The organism is Pseudomonas sp. FDAARGOS_761 (assembly GCF_013343155.1).
In the GTDB taxonomy this organism is placed as follows: Bacteria; Pseudomonadota; Gammaproteobacteria; order Pseudomonadales; family Pseudomonadaceae; genus Pseudomonas; species Pseudomonas aeruginosa.
Window position 1 is genome coordinate 2,832,662 of the sequence record NZ_CP054572.1, and the last position, 19,037, is coordinate 2,851,698.

General features: G+C 68.4%; 20 protein-coding genes. 13 read left to right on the plus strand and 7 right to left on the minus strand.

Going from position 1 to position 19,037, the window contains the following annotated elements; all coding sequences use genetic code 11:
- Window positions 1-43: 43 nt before the first annotated feature.
- Complete coding sequence (locus FOC67_RS12970; protein WP_009314165.1) at window positions 44-658, minus strand: TetR/AcrR family transcriptional regulator; 615 nt, start codon at window positions 656-658, stop codon at window positions 44-46.
- A gap of 187 nt (window positions 659-845) precedes the next feature.
- On the opposite strand from FOC67_RS12970, the gene FOC67_RS29835 reads away from it, so the two are divergent.
- Both FOC67_RS29835 and ptrC read left to right on the plus strand, forming a co-directional pair.
- Window positions 846-965, plus strand: coding sequence for a PA2485 family small membrane protein (locus tag FOC67_RS29835; RefSeq protein WP_003116878.1), 120 nt, complete (start codon window positions 846-848; stop codon window positions 963-965).
- Between the two features lie 16 nt (window positions 966-981).
- The gene (gene ptrC / locus FOC67_RS12975) at window positions 982-1,176 is read left to right on the plus strand and encodes a type III secretion system co-regulatory protein PtrC (protein ID WP_003089814.1); all 195 of its coding nucleotides are present in this window, start codon (window positions 982-984) and stop codon (window positions 1,174-1,176) included.
- A gap of 26 nt (window positions 1,177-1,202) precedes the next feature.
- Here ptrC and FOC67_RS12980 read toward each other — a convergent pair whose 3' ends face one another.
- A complete protein-coding gene (locus FOC67_RS12980; protein ID WP_009314164.1) occupies window positions 1,203-1,475 on the minus strand; it encodes a hypothetical protein in 273 nt (90 codons plus the stop codon).
- 97 nt (window positions 1,476-1,572) lie between these two features.
- Between FOC67_RS12980 and FOC67_RS12985 the strand changes: the two genes are divergently transcribed.
- The 3 genes from FOC67_RS12985 (at window position 1,573) to FOC67_RS12995 (ending at window position 3,634) form a co-directional block, all read left to right on the plus strand.
- Window positions 1,573-2,337: a helix-turn-helix domain-containing protein gene (locus FOC67_RS12985; protein WP_003122659.1), complete on the plus strand. Its 765-nt coding sequence runs from the start codon at window positions 1,573-1,575 to the stop codon at window positions 2,335-2,337.
- A gap of 26 nt (window positions 2,338-2,363) precedes the next feature.
- On the plus strand, window positions 2,364-3,179 hold the full coding sequence (locus tag FOC67_RS12990; RefSeq protein WP_003103554.1) for an AraC family transcriptional regulator: 816 nt from the start codon (window positions 2,364-2,366) through the stop codon (window positions 3,177-3,179).
- A gap of 80 nt (window positions 3,180-3,259) precedes the next feature.
- The gene (locus FOC67_RS12995; protein ID WP_003089825.1) at window positions 3,260-3,634 is read left to right on the plus strand and encodes a cupin domain-containing protein; all 375 of its coding nucleotides are present in this window, start codon (window positions 3,260-3,262) and stop codon (window positions 3,632-3,634) included.
- Between the two features lie 58 nt (window positions 3,635-3,692).
- On the opposite strand, the gene mexS is transcribed toward FOC67_RS12995, so the two are convergent.
- Window positions 3,693-4,712 (minus strand): oxidoreductase MexS, encoded by a 1,020-nt coding sequence (mexS, locus tag FOC67_RS13000; RefSeq protein ID WP_003103552.1) that lies wholly within the window; start codon window positions 4,710-4,712, stop codon window positions 3,693-3,695.
- 220 nt (window positions 4,713-4,932) lie between these two features.
- On the opposite strand from mexS, the gene mexT reads away from it, so the two are divergent.
- The 4 genes from mexT to oprN all read left to right on the plus strand — a co-directional run bounded on the left by mexT (window position 4,933) and on the right by oprN (window position 11,947).
- On the plus strand, window positions 4,933-5,847 hold the full coding sequence (gene mexT, locus FOC67_RS13005) for a multidrug efflux system transcriptional regulator MexT (RefSeq protein WP_003089829.1): 915 nt from the start codon (window positions 4,933-4,935) through the stop codon (window positions 5,845-5,847).
- A 230-nt stretch (window positions 5,848-6,077) separates the two neighbouring features.
- The gene (gene mexE, locus FOC67_RS13010; RefSeq protein WP_003103549.1) at window positions 6,078-7,322 is read left to right on the plus strand and encodes a multidrug efflux RND transporter periplasmic adaptor subunit MexE; all 1,245 of its coding nucleotides are present in this window, start codon (window positions 6,078-6,080) and stop codon (window positions 7,320-7,322) included.
- Window positions 7,323-7,343: 21 nt separating this feature from the next.
- Window positions 7,344-10,532 (plus strand): multidrug efflux RND transporter permease subunit MexF, encoded by a 3,189-nt coding sequence (mexF, locus tag FOC67_RS13015; RefSeq protein ID WP_003089834.1) that lies wholly within the window; start codon window positions 7,344-7,346, stop codon window positions 10,530-10,532.
- On the plus strand, window positions 10,529-11,947 hold the full coding sequence (gene oprN / locus FOC67_RS13020) for a multidrug efflux RND transporter outer membrane subunit OprN (RefSeq protein WP_003089836.1): 1,419 nt from the start codon (window positions 10,529-10,531) through the stop codon (window positions 11,945-11,947). The genes mexF and oprN overlap by 4 nt, the downstream gene beginning before the upstream one ends.
- Window positions 11,948-12,100: 153 nt before the next feature.
- Here the strand turns inward: oprN and FOC67_RS13025 are convergent, their stop codons facing one another.
- A complete protein-coding gene (locus FOC67_RS13025) occupies window positions 12,101-12,616 on the minus strand; it encodes a DinB family protein (protein WP_003139121.1) in 516 nt (171 codons plus the stop codon).
- A gap of 58 nt (window positions 12,617-12,674) precedes the next feature.
- Entirely contained in the window at window positions 12,675-13,553 is an 879-nt protein-coding gene (locus FOC67_RS13030; protein ID WP_003122653.1) for a LysR substrate-binding domain-containing protein, read from the minus strand.
- Between the two features lie 127 nt (window positions 13,554-13,680).
- On the opposite strand from FOC67_RS13030, the gene FOC67_RS13035 reads away from it, so the two are divergent.
- Genes FOC67_RS13035 through FOC67_RS13045 form a run of 3 tightly spaced genes read left to right on the plus strand, consistent with a single transcriptional unit; the run spans window position 13,681 to window position 16,009 of the window.
- A complete protein-coding gene (locus FOC67_RS13035) occupies window positions 13,681-14,313 on the plus strand; it encodes an ankyrin repeat domain-containing protein (protein ID WP_009314160.1) in 633 nt (210 codons plus the stop codon).
- A 17-nt stretch (window positions 14,314-14,330) separates the two neighbouring features.
- Window positions 14,331-14,786 (plus strand): nucleoside deaminase, encoded by a 456-nt coding sequence (locus tag FOC67_RS13040; protein ID WP_003109548.1) that lies wholly within the window; start codon window positions 14,331-14,333, stop codon window positions 14,784-14,786.
- Window positions 14,783-16,009: a CynX/NimT family MFS transporter gene (locus tag FOC67_RS13045; protein WP_019416358.1), complete on the plus strand. Its 1,227-nt coding sequence runs from the start codon at window positions 14,783-14,785 to the stop codon at window positions 16,007-16,009. Before FOC67_RS13040 ends, FOC67_RS13045 begins: the two co-directional genes overlap by 4 nt.
- A 43-nt stretch (window positions 16,010-16,052) precedes the next feature.
- Here FOC67_RS13045 and FOC67_RS13050 read toward each other — a convergent pair whose 3' ends face one another.
- Entirely contained in the window at window positions 16,053-16,220 is a 168-nt protein-coding gene (locus FOC67_RS13050) for a hypothetical protein (RefSeq protein WP_003089849.1), read from the minus strand.
- Window positions 16,221-16,323: 103 nt separating this feature from the next.
- The gene (locus FOC67_RS13055) at window positions 16,324-17,664 is read right to left on the minus strand and encodes a leucine-rich repeat-containing protein kinase family protein (protein ID WP_009314158.1); all 1,341 of its coding nucleotides are present in this window, start codon (window positions 17,662-17,664) and stop codon (window positions 16,324-16,326) included.
- A 117-nt stretch (window positions 17,665-17,781) separates the two neighbouring features.
- On the opposite strand from FOC67_RS13055, the gene FOC67_RS13060 reads away from it, so the two are divergent.
- Window positions 17,782-19,035: an ankyrin repeat domain-containing protein gene (locus FOC67_RS13060; RefSeq protein WP_009314157.1), complete on the plus strand. Its 1,254-nt coding sequence runs from the start codon at window positions 17,782-17,784 to the stop codon at window positions 19,033-19,035.
- Window positions 19,036-19,037: the final 2 nt, after the last annotated feature.

Genomic DNA, 19,037 nt, shown 5'->3' on the forward strand with positions numbered 1-19,037 from the left:
CGGAGAATCCATGGGCTTTTTCCAGCCAAGGAGCGCTGTGGCGTCAGGCGGCCTCGACCGCCAGCAGGGAATCCCAGGCCGCCATCGCGCAGCGGCCGATGGCCAGCAACTGCTGGCGGCTGGCGCCGTCGCGGGCCTGGATCGACAGGCCCTGGAGCACGCTGCTGTAGAAACTGGTGAGCGCGTCGATATCGGCTCCGGCCGGCACGTCGCCGTCAGCCACGCCTCGCGCGAAACGCTCGCGCAGCAGGCGCGCGGCGCGCCGCCGGTGATCGCGCAGGTAGTCTTCGACGCCTTTGTTGGCCGGCGAGAAATTGGTCGTGCTGAGGTCGACCAGGCAACCGCGCGGCTTGCCTTCCGTGGTGTAGCTGACGGCGGCGCTTTCCAGCAGCGCGGCGATCGACTCGCGCGCCGTCGGCAGGGCGAAGGCGCCCTTGGAAAGCTGGCATTCCTGGCTCAGGTAGAGTTCCACCGCCGAACGGAACAGCGCCTCCTTGGAACCATAGGCGGCATACATGCTCGGCGCGCAGATGCCACCCATGGCCTCCTTCAGCGCGGCCATGGTCGCGCCTTCGTAACCGGCCTCCCAGAACACGTCGAGCGCCCGGCGCAATGCCTGTTCACGATCGAAGCCGCAGGGGCGTCCACGCTTGGCCATGGGAATTCCTGAGAAAAAAACACGTCATATGGTAACACCGGCGAACAGTCGCAAGGCTGGAGGGGGTCGCTTGATCCATCACCGCGCTCGATATACACCATGCAGGCTTTTTACTTCTGCCGGTTCTCCCGCTGGGCAAACATGCTCTCCAAGGGCAGACGCCCACCCTTCCTCAGGAGAACCGATCATGTCCAGCTTCAGCGCCCTCGCCAGCTACTTCGCCGCTTCCGCGTTCTACAGCAATGCAGTGACCCCTACTCGCCCGGTTCAGGCCAGCGCGCCCGCATCGACCAGCGAGAAGAAATGAGCCCAAGGAGGCATCCATGCTCTCAGCCCGCTCCCGCAAGGCCCCGACCTATGGCGTCACCTATGTGAGCCTCGAGGATTGCACCCTGCACTTCGAGACCGAGTACATCATCGAGCGCCGCGACGGCAGCCTCGCGCACATGCCGATGCGCACGCCGGTCAGTGAGCGCGAAGCCCTGCAACGCCTGATCGAAAGCTGCATCGACGACTGATACCTCCAAGTGCCCGTGTGCCGCTCTCAGGAGCGGCCAGCGGCGTTTTCCCAATCCGCCACCAGCGTCCGCAGTCGCGCGTCGCGCAGTTCGAAGAGTTCCAGCAGCCCCAGTGCCCGGATCGCCGGCAGCAGGGCGCGCAGGTCTTCTTCGGCCTGCCGCCGTTGCGTCGCGGGCAGTTCCTCCTCAAGCAGGAGCCGGGCGTTGGCGATGAACGCACCGACGCTGCCCTTGCGTATCTCCACGCCGCCCAGGTGGATGCGGTCCTGTCGGTCGGGAAGGATGTCTTCGGCTTTCATAGCGTGCTCCAGGCAAGAATGATGAGCCGCCAGGCTACATCCGCAGTCGAATGGCCTATTATCCATCCCGAGCCAATCATCGTCGCTTTTCCGCCAAATGCTTCCGGAACCCCTGCCCGTCCCGCTCTTCGCCCTGCGCATCGACCGCGCAGCCAGCCGCACGGCCTCCCACCGCCATGCCTGCGGCCAGCTCTACTGCCTGGAGCGCGGCCTTCTGGTGGTCGAGGACGAGCATGGCCGCCAGGCCCTGCCTCCGCGCCAGATCGCCTGGATCCCACCGGGTCACCCACACTCGGCGCACTCCCACGGCAGCCTGGCGGGCTGGAGCGCCTACCTCGCCGCCGAACACTGCCGCGACCTGCCCCGGCACCCCGGCGTGCTCGCCTGCTCGGCTTTCGTGGCGCTGATCGTCGAACGCGCCACCCGCTGGCCGACCGGCTCCGCCTGGAGCACCGAACGCGAGAACCTGCTGCGCGTGCTGCTGGACGAACTGCGCCACGCCGTGCCCCAGCGGACCCGCCTGCCCTATCCGGGGGATTCGCGCCTGCGCAGGATCGCCGAGGCATTGCTGGCCAACCCCGGCGATCCGCGGCCGGCGGCCGAATGGGCACGCTGGGCGGGCCTCAGCAGCCGTAGCCTGAGCCGGCTGTTCGGCGCCGAGACCGGTATGAGCTTCGCGCAATGGCGGCAACTGGCGCGACTGCACGCGGCCGTCGAACGGCTGGCAGCGGGCCAGGCGGTCGGCGAGGTCGCCTGGTCGCTCGGCTACGAAAGCCCGAGCAGCTTCGCCAGTGCCTTCCGCACAGTATTCGGCGAGACGCCGTCCGGCTATTCCAGTCGCGCCAACGAAGCGCTAGCCTGAACCTTCCGCGCCACGAGCCTTTCCCCATGAGCCACGCCAATACGCCCCGCGACTGGGTTCGACGCGCCCCGCAACACGGTGCGGTGGAACGCATCGAGGCTTACTTCGCCGGCCACGGCTACGATCCGCATCGCCACGACACCTATGCCATCGGCCAGACCCTGGCCGGGGTGCAGAGCTTCCGCTATCGCCGCAGCCAGCGCCACAGCCTGCCGGGCGGCTGCCTGGTGCTGCATCCCGACGAGCTGCACGACGGCGAGGCCGGCAGCCAGGAAGGGTTCCGCTACCGGATGCTCTACGTCGAGCCGGCGCTGATCCAGCAGGCCCTCGGCGGCCGGCCGCTGCCGTTCGTGCGCGGGGGCTTGTCCGACGACCCGCGCCTGATCGCCGCCAGCCGGGCCCTGCTACAGGCCATGGATACCCCGCTGGAGCCGCTGGAAGAACAGGACGCCCTGTTCGAACTGGCCCACGCCCTCGACGCCGTGGCCGGCAACCGGGCGCGCGGCAGGCGCCACTTCGACTTCGTCGCCGCCGAGCGCGCCCGGCAGTACATCCACGCGCACCTGGAGCGCCCGCTGGGCCTCGACGAACTGGCGCAGGTCGCCCAGCGCGAACGCTGGAGCCTGTCGCGCGATTTCCGCGCGCTGTTCGGCACCAGCCCCTACCGCTACCTGATCCAGCGCCGGCTGGACATCGCCCGCCGGCTGATGCTCGGCGGCCAGACGCTGGCCGAAGCCGCGCTTGCCGCCGGTTTCACAGACCAGAGCCACATGACCCGCCATTTCGGCCAGAGCTACGGCCTGCCGCCGGCACGCTGGCTGCGTATGCTCGGCCGCGCCTAGCCAGGTTGCACGATCATCCAAGACCGCCCGCTCCGTAGCCGCCTACCCTGGCGCCAGAGACCAACCACCGGAGCGCACCGATGTCCACCAGCACAACCCAAGCGATCAACTTCGCCGCCAAGCTCGCCCTGTTCGACGACCGCTGGCAACCCAGGGTGATCGCCCAGATGAACGACTACCAGTTCAAGCTGGTGAAGATCGAAGGCGACTTCGTCTGGCACAGCCACGCCGACACCGACGAGACCTTCATCGTCCTCGCCGGTCGCCTGCGCATCGATTTCCGCGACGGCGCGGTGCACCTGGGCCCCGGCGAGATGTATGTGGTGCCGCGCGGCGTGGAGCACAAGCCGTTCGCCGAGGGCGAGGTGCGCATGCTCCTGGTGGAGCCCTGCGGCGTGCGCAACACCGGCGACCAGGGCGGCGAGCGGACGGCCGTCAACGATCTGTGGATCTGAAACCGCGCCCACGAAAAAGCCCGGCTCGCTGGCCGGGCTCTTTCGCTGCGGGTCGTCCTCAATCGGCGACGTGGATCACCACCCGGCCACGCTTCGGACAGGTTTCCATGTAGCGATGCGCCTCGACCACCTGGTCGAACTCGAATACCCGGTCGACCACCGGTTTGAGCAGGCGATCGCGGGTCAGTTGCTCGATGTGCGCGAGGGCCTTGCTCACCGACTCGTCGTTGCGTTCCAGGCCCATCTCCGGATGACCGGTGAAATCCATCAGGCAGTGGCGGTAGAACTGCAGGTGCTTCTTGAACGCGGCGCAGGCCGGGAACGCCGACTCGTTGCCGCCGTTGCAGCCATACAGCACCAGCTTGCCGCGGGTGGCGGAGACATCGCCGAGCAGGGTCATCTGCGGGCCGCCCAATTCGTCGAGGATGACATTGACGCCCTTGCCCTCGGTGAAGCGCTCGACTTCCAGGACCAGGTCCTGCTCGTCGGTCACCACCACCTTGTCGGCGCCCTGCTCGCGGAGGAACTCGCGCTCCTCGGCGGACTTGGTGGAAGCGATCACCCGCGCGCCGAGAGCCTTGGCCAACTGGATCGAGACCGGTCCGTACATGCGCGCCGCCTCGGTGATCAGCACGGTCTGCCCGGCCTTCAACCCGGCCAGGTCGACCAGGCCGAAATAGGCCACCAGCAGGCCGGTGTAGTAGACGCTGGCCTCCACCGGGGTGAGTACCTCGGGGTAGACCGCCAGGGCCGCGCGTGGCATCAGCACCACGTCGCCATAGGCCGGATAATGATCGGGGGTATGGGCGGGGAAACTGGCCACGCGGGAACCCAGCGGCAGGTCGCCGACGCCGGCGCCGACCGCCAGCACCTCGCCGGCCAGTTCGAAGCCGAGACCGGACGGCAGCGCAGCCTGCTCCGGGGCCAGGTTCTGACGCCAGAGCACATCCTTCCAGCTCACGCCGATCGCCTGGACACGCACCAGGACTTCCCCTGCGGCCGGCGCCGGGGTCGGCAGCTCTTCGCATTTGAGGACCTCTGGCGGGCCAAACTGATGAAAACGGATCACTCGGGACATCGCAAACCTCTGCAGTGCATCACGGGGTGAATAACCTCATGGGTTGTGACTGTATCCGCCCATGCCTGACAAAACCACCCGTCGTTATTGATAATGGCTATGCCTGTCAGTGATCCTATGCCCCTCCGGCACCTCGCCAGGCCCCGCCCCGTCTCGCACGCAAGGCTTGACGGCGAGCCCCCGCGGTTGCAGCCTCTAGCCCCTGGAAACGAGGAACGCCATGAACCGAAACGACCTGCGCCGCGTCGATCTGAACCTGCTGATCGTGTTCGAGACCCTGATGCACGAACGCAGCGTGACCCGCGCCGCAGAGAAACTGTTCCTCGGCCAGCCGGCCATCAGCGCCGCGCTGTCGCGCCTGCGCACGCTGTTCGACGACCCGCTGTTCGTCCGTACCGGACGCAGCATGGAGCCCACCGCGCGAGCCCAGGAAATCTTCGCCCACCTGTCGCCGGCGCTGGATTCCATCTCCACCGCCATGAGTCGCGCCAGCGAGTTCGATCCGGCGACCAGCACCGCGGTGTTCCGCATCGGCCTTTCCGACGACGTCGAGTTCGGCCTGCTGCCGCCCCTGCTCCGCCGCCTGCGCGCAGAGGCGCCGGGGATCGTCCTCGTCGTGCGCCGCGCCAACTATCTATTGATGCCGAACCTGCTGGCCTCGGGGGAGATCTCGGTGGGCGTCAGCTACACCGACGAACTGCCGGCCAACGCCAAGCGCAAGACCGTGCGCCGCAGCAAGCCGAAGATCCTCCGCGCCGACTCCGCGCCCGGCCAGCTGACCCTCGACGACTACTGCGCGCGACCGCACGCGCTGGTGTCCTTCGCCGGCGACCTCAGCGGCTTCGTCGACGAGGAACTGGAGAAATTCGGCCGCAAGCGCAAGGTGGTCCTGGCGGTGCCGCAGTTCAACGGCCTCGGCACCCTCCTCGCCGGCACCGACATCATCGCCACTGTGCCCGACTACGCCGCCCAGGCGCTGATCGCCGCCGGCGGCCTGCGCGCCGAGGACCCGCCGTTCGAGACCCGCGCCTTCGAACTGTCGATGGCCTGGCGCGGCGCCCAGGACAACGACCCGGCGGAACGCTGGCTGCGCTCGCGGATCAGCATGTTCATCGGCGATCCGGACAGTCTCTGAGCCCTCCGGCGGCTACCTGCACGAGGCGTCGCAACGGGGAAATCGATCGCGCACCGCGAGCCTGTGGCTTATTCCATCGAAAGCACTGTCCATAACCATCGACTGTTACAGAAAACGAAAAACCATGTATCACTGTTCGTGATAATCAAAATCTCATCGTTCGATTAGTTCCCTGCCGGAGCAGCCCGCAGACTTCGCCAATCCCGAAAAACCGACTGGCGGAGTCAAGCATGGAACAGTCATCCCACTTCTCCTGGCGCTACCCCCTCGCACTCGCGGCCGTACTGGTCCTGAGCGCCTGCGGCAAGGCCCCGGAAACCACCCAAGGCATGGCGGCGCCCAAGGTCAGCGTCGCCGAAGTCATCGAACAACCGCTGAACGAGTGGGACGAATTCACCGGCCGACTGGAGGCCCCGGAGTCGGTGGAGCTGCGCCCGCGGGTATCGGGCTACATCGACCGCGTGGCCTTCCATGAAGGCGCCCTGGTGAAGAAAGGCGACCTGCTGTTCCAGATCGACCCGCGCCCGTTCGAGGCCGAGGTCAAGCGCCTCGAAGCCCAGCTGCAACAGGCCCGCGCGGCCCAGGCGCGGAGCGTCAACGAAGCCCAGCGCGGCGAACGCCTGCGCGCCAGCAACGCGATCTCCGCGGAACTCGCCGACGCCCGCACCACCGCCGCCCAGGAAGCCAAGGCGGCGGTCGCCGCGACCCAGGCGCAACTGGACGCGGCACGCCTGAACCTGAGCTTCACCCGGATCACCGCGCCGATCGACGGTCGCGTCAGCCGCGCCGAGGTCACCGCCGGCAACCTGGTCAACTCCGGGGAGACCCTGCTCACCACCCTGGTCAGCACCGACAAGGTCTACGCCTACTTCGACGCCGACGAGCGCGTGTTCCTCAAGTACGTCGAGCTGGCCCGCCAGGCCGGTCGCGACACGCGCAGCGAGAGCCCGGTGTACCTCGGCCTGAGCAGCGAGGACGGCAACCCGCACCTGGGCCGGCTGGACTTCCTCGACAACCAGGTCAACCCGCGTACCGGCACCATCCGCGGCCGCGCCGTGTTCGACAACGCCAAGGGCGAGTTCACCCCGGGCCTCTACGTGCGCCTGAAGCTGGTCGGCAGCAAGACCTACGCCGCCACCCTGATCAAGGACGAAGCGGTCGGCACCGACCTGGGCAAGAAGTTCGTGCTGGTCCTGGATGGCGACAACAAGACCGTCTACCGCACCGTCGAGATGGGACCGAAGCTGGAGGGCCTGCGCATCGTCCGCAGCGGCCTGAGCAAGGGCGACCGGATCGTCGTGAATGGCCTGCAGCGGGTCCGCCCGGGCATGCAGGTGGATCCGCAGAAGGTCGAGATGGCCAGCGCCGACACCCTGGCCACCCTCGCGCGCCTGCGGCAGTCGGTCGGCGACAGCGAACCACCGAAGGTGGCGGCGTCCAAGGACAACGCCACTCGCAACGAGCCGCGCGGCTGAGCGCGGCGATAGGAAGAACCGATGAATTTCTCCCAATTCTTCATCCAGCGGCCGATCTTCGCCGCGGTGCTGTCGCTGCTGATCCTGATCGGCGGCGCCATCTCCCTGTTCCAGCTACCCATCAGCGAATACCCGGAAGTGGTGCCGCCGACCGTCGTGGTCCGCGCCAACTTCCCCGGCGCCAACCCGAAAGTCATCGGCGAGACCGTCGCCTCTCCCCTGGAACAGGCGATCACCGGGGTGGAGAACATGCTCTACATGTCCTCCCAGTCGACCTCCGACGGCAAGCTGACCCTGACCATCACCTTCGCCCTCGGCACCGACCTGGACAACGCCCAGGTGCAGGTGCAGAACCGCGTCACCCGGACCGAGCCGAAGCTCCCGGAAGAAGTGACCCGGCTCGGCATCACCGTCGACAAGGCCTCGCCCGACCTGACCATGGTCGTGCACCTGACCTCGCCGGATAACCGCTACGACATGCTCTACCTGTCGAACTACGCGGTGCTCAACGTGAAGGACGAACTGGCCCGCCTCGACGGCGTCGGCGACGTCCAGTTGTTCGGCCTCGGCGACTATTCGCTGCGCGTCTGGCTGGACCCGAACAAGGTCGCCTCGCGCAACCTCACCGCCACCGACGTGGTCAACGCCATCCGCGAGCAGAACCGCCAGGTCGCCGCCGGCACCCTGGGCGCGCCGCCGGCGCCGAGCGATACCAGCTTCCAGTTGTCGATCAACACCCAGGGTCGCCTGGTCACCGAGGAAGAGTTCGAGAACATCATCATCCGCGCCGGCGCCAACGGCGAGATCACCCGTCTGCGCGACATCGCCCGGGTCGAGCTGGGCTCCAACCAGTACGCCCTGCGCTCGCTGCTGAACAACAAGCCGGCGGTGGCGATCCCGATCTTCCAGCGTCCCGGCTCGAACGCCATCGAGATCTCCAACCTGGTGCGGGAGAAGATGGCCGAGCTGAAGCACAGCTTCCCGCAGGGCATGGACTACTCCATCGTCTACGACCCGACCATCTTCGTCCGCGGCTCCATCGAGGCGGTGGTGCACACCCTGTTCGAAGCCCTGGTGCTGGTGGTGCTGGTGGTGATCCTGTTCCTGCAGACCTGGCGCGCCTCGATCATCCCGCTGGCCGCGGTGCCGGTGTCGCTGATCGGCACCTTCGCGGTGATGCACATGCTCGGCTTCTCGCTCAACGCGCTGTCGCTGTTCGGCCTGGTGCTGGCCATCGGCATCGTGGTGGACGACGCCATCGTGGTGGTGGAGAACGTCGAGCGCAACATCGGCCTCGGCCTCAAGCCGGTGGAAGCCACCAAGCGTGCCATGCGCGAGGTGACCGGGCCGATCATCGCCACGGCGCTGGTGCTCTGCGCGGTGTTCATCCCGACCGCGTTCATCTCCGGCCTCACCGGGCAGTTCTACCGCCAGTTCGCCCTGACCATCGCGATCTCCACGGTGATCTCGGCGTTCAACTCGCTGACCCTGTCGCCAGCGCTGGCGGCGGTCCTGCTCAAGGGCCACCACGAGCCGAAGGACCGCTTCTCGGTGTTCCTCGACAAGCTCCTCGGCAGTTGGCTGTTCCGTCCGTTCAACCGTTTCTTCGACCGCGCCAGCCATGGCTACGTCGGCACGGTGAACCGGGTCCTGCGCGGCAGCTCGATCGCCCTGCTGGTCTACGGCGGGCTGATGGTGCTGACCTACTTCGGCTTCTCCAGCACGCCGACCGGTTTCGTCCCGCAGCAGGACAAGCAGTACCTGGTGGCCTTCGCCCAGTTGCCCGACGCGGCCAGCCTGGACCGTACCGAGGCGGTGATCAAGCAGATGTCCGAGATCGCCCTGGCGCAGCCCGGCGTGGCGGACTCGGTGGCCTTCCCCGGCCTGTCGATCAACGGCTTCACCAACAGCCCGAACAGCGGCATCGTGTTCACCCCACTGAAGCCGTTCGACGAACGCAAGGACCCGAGCCAGTCGGCCGGGGCCATCGCCGCCGCGTTGAACGCCAAGTACGCCGACATCCAGGACGCCTACATCGCGATCTTCCCGCCGCCGCCGGTACAGGGGCTGGGGACCATCGGCGGCTTCCGCCTGCAGATCGAGGACCGTGGCAACCAGGGCTACGAGGAGCTGTTCAAGCAGACCCAGAACATCATCACCAAGGCCCGTGCGCTGCCTGAGCTGGAACCCAGCTCGGTGTTCTCCAGCTACCAGGTCAACGTGCCGCAGATCGACGCCGACATCGACCGCGAGAAGGCCAAGACCCACGGCGTGGCGATCAGCGACATCTTCGACACCCTGCAGGTCTACCTCGGCTCGCTGTACGCGAACGACTTCAACCGCTTCGGCCGTACCTATCAGGTCAACGTCCAGGCCGAGCAGCAGTTCCGCCTCGAACCCGAGCAGATCGGCCAACTGAAGGTGCGCAACAACCTCGGCGAGATGGTCCCGCTGGCGTCCTTCATCAAGGTCAGCGACACCTCCGGTCCGGACCGTGTGATGCACTACAACGGCTTCATCACCGCCGAACTCAACGGCGCCCCGGCCGCGGGCTACAGCTCCGGCCAGGCGCAGGCGGCGATCGAGAAGCTGCTGAAGGAGGAACTGCCCAACGGCATGACCTACGAGTGGACCGAGCTGACCTACCAGCAGATCCTCGCCGGCAATACCGCGCTGTTCGTCTTCCCGCTCTGCGTGCTGCTGGCCTTCCTCGTGCTGGCCGCCCAGTACGAGAGCTGGAGCCTGCCGCTGGCGGTGATCCTGATCGTGCCGATGACTCTGCTGTCGGCGATCACCGGGGTGATCCTGGCCGGCAGCGACAACAACATCTTTACCCAGATCGGCCTGATCGTTCTGGTGGGGCTGGCGTGCAAGAACGCGATCCTGATCGTCGAGTTCGCCAAGGACAAGCAGGAGGAAGGCATGGACCGCGTCGCCGCGGTGCTGGAAGCCTGCCGCCTGCGCCTGCGGCCGATCCTGATGACGTCCATCGCCTTCATCATGGGCGTGGTGCCGCTGGTGATCTCCACCGGCGCCGGCGCCGAGATGCGCCATGCGATGGGCGTGGCGGTGTTCTCCGGGATGATCGGGGTGACCTTCTTCGGCCTGCTGCTGACGCCGGTGTTCTACGTCCTCATCCGCCGCTTCGTGGAGAACCGCGAAGCGCGCCGCGCCGCCAACGACAAAGGCCTGCCAGAGGTGCATGCATGATTCACGCGCAGTCGATCCGGAGCGGGCTCGCGCCCGCCCTGGGTCTGTTCAGTCTGCTGGCGCTCAGCGCCTGCACGGTGGGTCCGGACTACCGGACCCCCGACACCGCGGCGGCGAAGATCGACGCCACGGCGAGCAAGCCCTACGACCGCAGCCGCTTCGAAAGCCTGTGGTGGAAACAGTTCGACGATCCGACCCTGAACCAGTTGGTCGAACAGTCGCTGAGCGGCAACCGCGACCTGCGCGTGGCCTTCGCCCGCCTGCGCGCCGCCCGCGCCCTGCGCGACGACGTGGCCAACGATCGCTTCCCGGTGGTCACCAGCCGCGCCAGCGCCGACATCGGCAAGGGCCAGCAACCGGGAGTGACCGAGGACCGGGTCAACAGCGAGCGCTACGACCTTGGCCTGGATAGCGCCTGGGAGCTTGACCTGTTCGGGCGCATCCGCCGTCAGCTGGAGTCCAGCGACGCCCTCAGCGAAGCGGCCGAGGCCGACCTGCAGCAACTGCAGGTCAGCCTGATCGCCGAGCTGGTGGACGCCTACGGCCAGCTGCGCGGCGCGCAACTGCGCGAGAAGATTGCCCTGAGCAACCTGGAGAACCAGAAGGAGTCGCGCCAGCTCACCGAGCAACTGCGCGACGCCGGGGTCGGTGCCGAACTCGACGTACTGCGCGCCGATGCGCGCCTGGCGGCCACCGCCGCCAGCGTGCCGCAACTGCAGGCGGAAGCCGAGCGTGCCAGGCACCGTATCGCCACCCTCCTCGGCCAACGGCCGGAAGAATTGACGGTGGACCTTTCGCCGCGCGACCTGCCGGCGATCACCAAGGCCCTGCCGATCGGCGATCCCGGCGAGCTGCTGCGCCGCCGGCCGGACATCCGCGCCGCCGAACGGCGCCTGGCCGCCAGCACCGCCGACGTCGGCGTTGCCACCGCCGACCTGTTCCCGCGGGTCAGCCTCAGCGGCTTCCTCGGCTTCACCGCCGGGCGGGGCTCGCAGATCGGCTCGAGCGCCGCCCGCGCCTGGAGCGTCGGCCCGAGCATCAGTTGGGCCGCCTTCGACCTCGGCAGCGTGCGTGCCCGCCTGCGCGGCGCCAAGGCCGACGCCGACGCCGCGCTGGCCAGCTACGAACAGCAGGTGCTGCTGGCCCTGGAAGAATCGGCGAATGCCTTCAGCGACTATGGCAAGCGCCAGGAGCGCCTGGTCTCGCTGGTCCGCCAGTCGGAAGCCAGCCGCGCCGCCGCGCAACAGGCGGCGATCCGCTACCGCGAAGGCACCACCGACTTCCTGGTGCTGCTGGACGCCGAACGCGAGCAACTCTCCGCCGAAGATGCCCAGGCCCAGGCCGAGGTCGAGCTGTACCGCGGCATCGTGGCGATCTACCGCTCCCTCGGCGGTGGCTGGCAACCCAGCGCCTGAACCGGCTATCCCCGGCCGATGGAAATCGGCCACTCCAGCCCCGCGATTGCAGCTCCTGGTCGCGGGGCTTTTTTATGCGCAGCGCGGGGGCTCGGTCGAGCCCTACGTCGTTTCTCGGCGATGGCGTAGAGGCTCGGCGGCCATTGCCGCGGGCTATTCCCGCCGCTCCGGCTGCGCGGAGTGGATATACAGGGTGTAGGTATCCGCCGGCCGGGGCGCGCCCGCCAGGTCGAGGGCATGACCGATGGCGCCGCGATGGTAGGTGCCATGGTTGACGATATGGAAGAGGATCTCCTGGCGCGTCATGCCGCCGTCGCGGCCATCGGCGAAGCGGAAGCGCAGCCATTCGCCGCGACGCTCCAGCGGCAGCTCGGCGACATAGCCGGCGAACCAGGCGGCCGAATCCTCCAGCCGGCGACGCAGGACGTCGTAGCCAGGCACCACCTCGCTGTTGGTCTGTTGGTGGGGCGCCGGCTCGCCCAGCAGGCGCGCCCTGAACAGTTCCTCGACGATCGCCATGTGATTGAGCTGTTGCAAGGCGAAGGCCAGCGAGGCCGGGAACGCCTCGGCGTCGATCCGGGCGATGGCATCGAGGGTGCGGCGGTCGGACCAGGCCTTGTAGTTGAAGGACTCGACCAGCAGGTCGACTTGCAGGTTGGGTCGGGACATGTGGCGGGCTTCCGTGTCCATTCGCTGAGGGAGCCGGATCATAGCCCGGAGACAGTGCTCAGCGCTCGCCCTGCAACCCTTCCAGGCGTGCATCGCAGAGGTCGCGCAGGCGGTCGCGGAGGGTGCGCCCGGCGCTGTCCAGCTCGGGCCGCGCGTAGAGCGCCAGTTCCAGGCCAGCGATGGGCGGGAAGCCGGCCTGCGCGCCAAGCAGGCGATGCTCGGGCCCGACGCAGCCCAGCGGCAGCAGGCTGACCCCCAGTCCGGCGCCGACCGCGGCCACCAGGCTGGCCAGGCTGGCGCTGGAATAGCCGATGCGCCAGCGACGCCCGATGCTCTCCAGGGCATGGATCATCTCCTGGCGATACAGCGCGCCGACCGGGAACACCACCAGCGGCACCGGCTCCTCCGGCGAACCCTCGCCGAACGGCCGCGTGGCGCTGCCGAACCAGCCCAGCGGCTCGGCCCAGCGTGCATGGCAGTCGCTGTCGGCCCCCCACTGCTTGACCAGCAGCAGGTCCAGCTCGCCGCTGCGATAGAGGCGCAGCAGGTGATGGCTGAGACCGCTCTCGACCTCCAGGCGCAGTCGCGGACGCTCTTCGGTGAAGCGCGTCAGCACCGGCATCAGCACTTCGCCGGCGAGGTCTTCCGGCACGCCGAGGCGCAGCACGCCGTCGCCATGGGCCGGGCTGAGGGCCTCGCTGGCCTCGTCCGAGAGCCGCAGCAGGCGCCGCGCGTAGCCAAGCAGGCGCTCGCCTTCCTCGGTCGGCAAGACCTGCCGCTGGCTGCGGTCGAGCAGGCGGCAACCGAGGTTCTGTTCGAGGCGGATGACCTGCTGGCTGACGGTGGACTGGGTCAGGTGCAGGTGTTCGCCGGCGCGGGTGAAGTTGCCGGTGTCGACAACGCTGACGAAGGTACGGAGCAGGACCAGATCGAGCATGCACACTCCCACTGAAAGGCATTACATCATTTAATTTCAGCATACATGACATCGACGCCATACTTTTCGCCAACGCCTATCGGAGCCCATCGACATGTCCCTGGCCAATCTATGCAGGAGCGGAGCCATGCTGGTCTGCGCAGCATTCAGCGGAGGCGCCGGCGCGAGCGACGCCGGAGCATTGCTCGAAGCCGCGCGTCGCGGCGATACCGCGCAGGTCGCCAGCCTGCTCGAACGCAAGGTCGAGGTCGACGCGCCCAGCGCCGACGGCAGCACCCCGCTGCTGCTGGCCACCGCCAACGACCACCTGGCGGTGGCGCGCCAGTTGATCGAGGCCGGCGCCGACGTCAACCGGCAGAACAGCCGGCTCGACAGTCCGTATCTGCTGGCCGGCGCCGAGGGCCGCCTGGAAATCCTGCGCCTGACCCTGCTCCACGGCGCCGACCTGAAGAGTACCAACCGCTACGGCGGCACCGCGCTGATCCCGGCCTGCGAACGCGGCCATGTGGAAGTGGTGAAGACGCTGCTGCAAGCCGGGGTCGATCCCAACCATGTCAACAAGCTCGGCTGGACCGGGCTGCTCGAGGCGATCCTGCTGAGTGACGGCGGTCCGCGCCACCAGAAGATCGTGCGCCTGCTGATCGACGCCGGCGCCGACGTCAACCTGGCCGATGCCGACGGCGTCAGCCCGCTGGCCCACGCCCGCCAGCGCGGCCAGGGCGGGATCGAGCGGCTGCTGCTGGCCGCCGGCGCCCAATGAAAGCGAAGGAGAAAGACATGTCCGATGAAACCTTCATGCGCGAGGCCATCGCCCTCGCCCGCGCCAACGTCGAGGCCGGCGGCCGCCCGTTCGGCGCCGTGCTGGTGCGCGACGGGCGGGTCCTGGCCCGCGGCGTCAACCAGATCCACGAGACCCACGATCCCAGCGCCCACGCCGAACTGCAGGCGATCCGCCAGGCCAGTCAGGCACTCGGCAGCCCGCGCCTGGACGGTTGCGTGATCTACGCCAGCGGCCATCCCTGCCCGATGTGCCTGGCCGCCATGCATCTCTGCGGCATCCAGGCGGCCTGGTTCGCCTATTCCAACGAGGACGGCGAAGCGTTCGGCCTGTCCACGGCCACGCTCTACGCCGAGATGGCGCGCCCGCCACAGCGGCAGAGCCTGCCGCTACGCGCCCTGCGTCCTGCCGGCGAAGAGGGTCTGTACCGGCAATGGCGGCAACGCCAGGCATGAGCGCGCGAATCCCTTCCGGCGGCCAGGCCGCCACCGGCGTCGGCGCGGCGGAGGTCAGTTGGGTCGGCCTGCTGGTGATCTTCTGCCTCGGCATCAACCTGCGACCGATCCTCACCGGCATCGGCCCGCTGCTCGAGGAAATCACCGCCGGCACCGGTCTCGGCTTCCAGGGCGCGTCGCTGCTGACGGTGTTGCCGGTGCTCTGCATGGGCCTGGTGGCGCTGTTCCTGCCCTGGCTCGGGCGCTGGCTGGCCGAGCACCGCGGCATCGTCTGCGGACTGCTGGCCATCGCCGCGGCCTGCCTCTGGCGCCTGGAACTGGATAGCGGGCTGGCGCTGATCGCCAGCGCCGTGCTGGCCGGCAGCGGCGTGGCGATCATCCAGGCACTGGTACCGGGCGTGGTCAAGCGCTGGTTCCCGAGGCGGGTCCCGGCGGCGATGGGTCTCTACTCGGCCTCGCTGATGGCCGGCGGCGGAACCGCGGCGGTGCTCAGCCCGCGGATCGCCGAACACTTCTCCAACTGGCAGGCCGGCCTCGGCGCCTGGGCCGTACCGGCCCTGCTGGCGCTGCTGCTGTGGATGTTCGCGCGGCCAAGGGAGGTGCTGCCGAGCGCTGGCGAGGGGCCGGTCCGGCACTTCTTCGGCAATCGCCGTGGCTGGCTGCTGGCGGTGTATTTCGGGTTGATCAACGGCGGCTACACCAGCATGGTGGCCTGGTTGCCGGTGTACTACCGCCAGCTCGGCTGGAGCGCCCAGGACAGCGGCGGGCTGGTCGGGATCATGACCATCTTCCAGGTGCTCGCCGCGCTCAGCGTGCCGCTGCTAATTCGCCGCCGCCTCGACCGCCGGCCCTGGCTGCTGGCCGCGCTGCTGGTCCAGCTCGGCGGCTTCTGCGGCCTGCTGTCGATGCCGCTGCAGCACGCGGCGCTGTGGGTGGCGTTGATCGGCTACGGCCTGGGCGCCTGCTTCGCCCTCAGCCTGACCCTGACCCTCGACCACCTCCACGAGCCGCGTGCGGCGGGAAGCCTGGCGGCCTTCGTGCAGGGCATCGGCTTCATCATCACCGGCATCGTGCCCTACCTGACCGGCTGGCTGCGCGACGCCACCGGCAGCTTCCAGGCCTCCTGGCTGCTGCTCGCGGCGAGCGTGGTGGCGATGTTGCTGGTGACCCTGCGCTTCGCCCCGTCCGGCTATGCCCGGGCCATGGGCGAGACGCGCGACTGAGCGGCGGACCTCCGCGCCCGCCATTGCGGGCGCGGGTGGCGCTTCAGTAATGGGTGGCGATATAGATGCGGTAGCTGATGATGGCCAGCATGCAGATCACCCCGACCCACATGAGGAACAGGCCGAACGGCGTGTCGCGCTTGGTGAAACCCGTGCCGATGAAGAGCATGCCCAGCACGATGATTGCGAAAGTGACGCCGTAGGAATCCATGTTTACCCTCGTTGGCCGCGTTCCTGACATACTTGTCAGTCTAGCTCCAAGCCCGCTAGAACTGCGTTGATATTTATCAGCCTGCGGTCAATCTCGGGCAAATTCATCGAACTTGAGGAAACGCCTGGCTGCGAGCGGCAAGGTCGCGCAAGATCGCCTGGATCTCGCCGAAGTCCGGCCGCTCGCTCACCCGTGGCAGCGCGCAACGTCGCTGCAACTCGACCAGCGCCGCACGTAGCGAGGCCTGCCCCGGCAGCGCCTCGCTGCGCTCGAGCAACTCTTCCAGCAGGCAGGCGAAGGCACGCACTTCCAGGCGCCGCAGGGCGCCGGCGAGCACGGCGTCGTCCGGGAGGAAGGACGCGGCGCCGAAATCGCCGAGCAGGCAGGCACCCTCCTCGCGCCAGAGGATGTTATGCGCATAGAAGTCGCCATGGCTGATGCCGCGTCCATGCAGATGGGCCATCAACCCGGCGAGCGAGGCCGCCAGGCGCAGCGCCGTGGCCAGCTCGAAGCGCAGTCCCGGCGGATAGACGTCGCGGGTACAGGACTCCAGGCTCGGCGGCCCCGCCAGGTTGCGATAGGCGTCGTCGAGCAGCTCCAGCACCAGCCCGTCGCGCCCTTGCGGATGCCCGGCGAGCCGGCCGAGCACCTCGATCAATTGCGCATGGCGCCCCGCCGCCAGGCAGGCGGCCATCTCGCTGGCAGGGGTGCCATCGCTGGTCACTTCGCCCTTGAACAGCTTCAGCGCCACCGTGCGCGTCGAGCCGTCCGGCTGGCGCCAGCCGGCGCGATGGATGACCCCGGAGGCTCCTTCGCCGATCAGCCCTTCCAGGCTCAGCTCGCTCCAGTCCAGCGCGGCGATGCCGCTGTCGGCCAGCGCCGGCAGGCGGCACAACGGGTTGCCGGCGTAGGCCAGCCAGGCCAGGCGCGGCAGCGTCGCCAGCCAGGCCGGCAGGCGCTGGAAACGGTTGGCGGCGATCCGCAGCAGTTCCAGGCCTTCGCAAGCGGCCATGCTCTCGGGCAAGGCCTCCAGGCGGTTGCCGGCCAACATCAGCTTCTGCAACGGCCGGCGGCCCAGTTCCTCGGGCAGCGTGGCGATGCGGTTGTCGGTGAGGATCAGCCAGCGCAGCGCTGGCGGCAGGGCTGCGGCCGGCACCCGCTCGATGCGGTTGGACTTGAAGCCGACCATGCTCAGCGCCGGACAGTCGCCCACCGCCGCCGGCAATTCGGCGAAGTCGTTGGCGGAACAGAACAGCACCTTGAGACGATGCAGCCGGCCGAGGTCGTCCGGCAGTCTGTCCAGGGCGTTGCCGCTGAGGTTGAGCACCTCCAGGGAGTCGGCCAGTTCGAAGATTTCCCGGGGGAACTCGCGCAGGCCGCAGGACAGGTCCAGGCGCGTGGCGCCGGCCAGTTCGCCGCTGCGCAGTTGCTGCAAGGTGTGCATGGTTCGACGGACTCCGGCCAGGGCGGATGGAAAGCCGCGCATGATAGCCAAGGCGTTGCGGAACGCGCACCCTCGCCGTGCTAGAGTGGCCGCCCCGAATCGACAGGACCACAGAGAATGGAACTCTCCCCCGCCGAACGCCAACTCCTGCTGGCCCATCGCCTGGCCGTGTTCGACGGCTGCGTGGTATACGACGCCCAGCCGCCGGTGTCCGCCGAACACGTCCAGCGTCTTGCCGAAGGCCTGGCCGGACCGATTCCAGAAGACCTGCTGCGCCTCTGGCGCACCTGTTTCGGCGGGCGCCTCGGCTATGACCTGGAAGTCGACTACGACGGCCACCGCCACCCGTTCTCTTTCAGCGAACTGTTCTATCCGGACAGCGACGGCTACCACGACCTCTGGGGCTGGATCGAACACGAGCGCGAGCTGGCGGCGGAAGCCGCGGCAGAAGAAGGCTGCGACTGGAACGGCAAGCTGGCCTACCTGCCGTTCGGTGGCTTCGAGTACCTGGAGCGGCTCTACGTCTGCGTCGAACCCGGCCCCGAGTATGGCGCGGTAATCGCCTGGAGCCACGGCCTGCCGCCGGCCTGGGCCGGACGCCTGCACCAGGATTCGCTGACGCGCCTGGCCGACGACGTCGGCGGGCTGTTCCGCCTGCTGTCCTTCGAACAGGACCCGTTCGACGCCGAGAACGCCTGCGGCGTGGCCGACGAGCTGCTGGAAGCGCTGGACGCCCTGGAGGCCGCCGGGGAGCCCGGCAAGGCGCTGAAGGGCCGCCTGGAAGTCCTGCTGCGCCAGCGCATCCTCGACTGGCGGCCGGCCCTCGCCGACGGCAGCCTGGCCGCCGAGCCAAGGCTGCGTCAACTGGCCCTGGCCGAAGCTGCGCAAGACGGCGATATCGACCTGCTGCAACGCCTGCGCGATGCCGGCTGCGACTTCGCCGAAACCTTGCGCGGACGCGGCGGCGTGCTGGAGGCCTGCCTCGCCCGCGGGCGCCTGGAGGCCGCCAGATGGCTGCTCGACCAGGGCGTCGCGGTGCACCAGGACAGCCTGCAGATTGGCGCCGCGCACCTCGATGCGCTCCTGGCCGAACGCCTGTTGCGGCTCGGCGCGATCTCCGACCCGAATACGGTGCTCCTCGCCCTGCAATACGGCGACGCCGACGCCGCGCGGATCATGGCGCGACCGCTGCTGGAGGAGTCGCCGGCGCGGGCCAGCGCCCTGCGTCTGGCCCTCGCCAGCCGCGCCGAGCGCGAGCGCAGCGACGCCAGGCGGGTCAGGTCGGGAAAGATGGGCAGCAACCGCAGTCCCGACGACTACCTGGCCCTGGCCGAGCGCCTGGAGCGCTTCCTCGCCGAGCTGCCTGGCTGAGG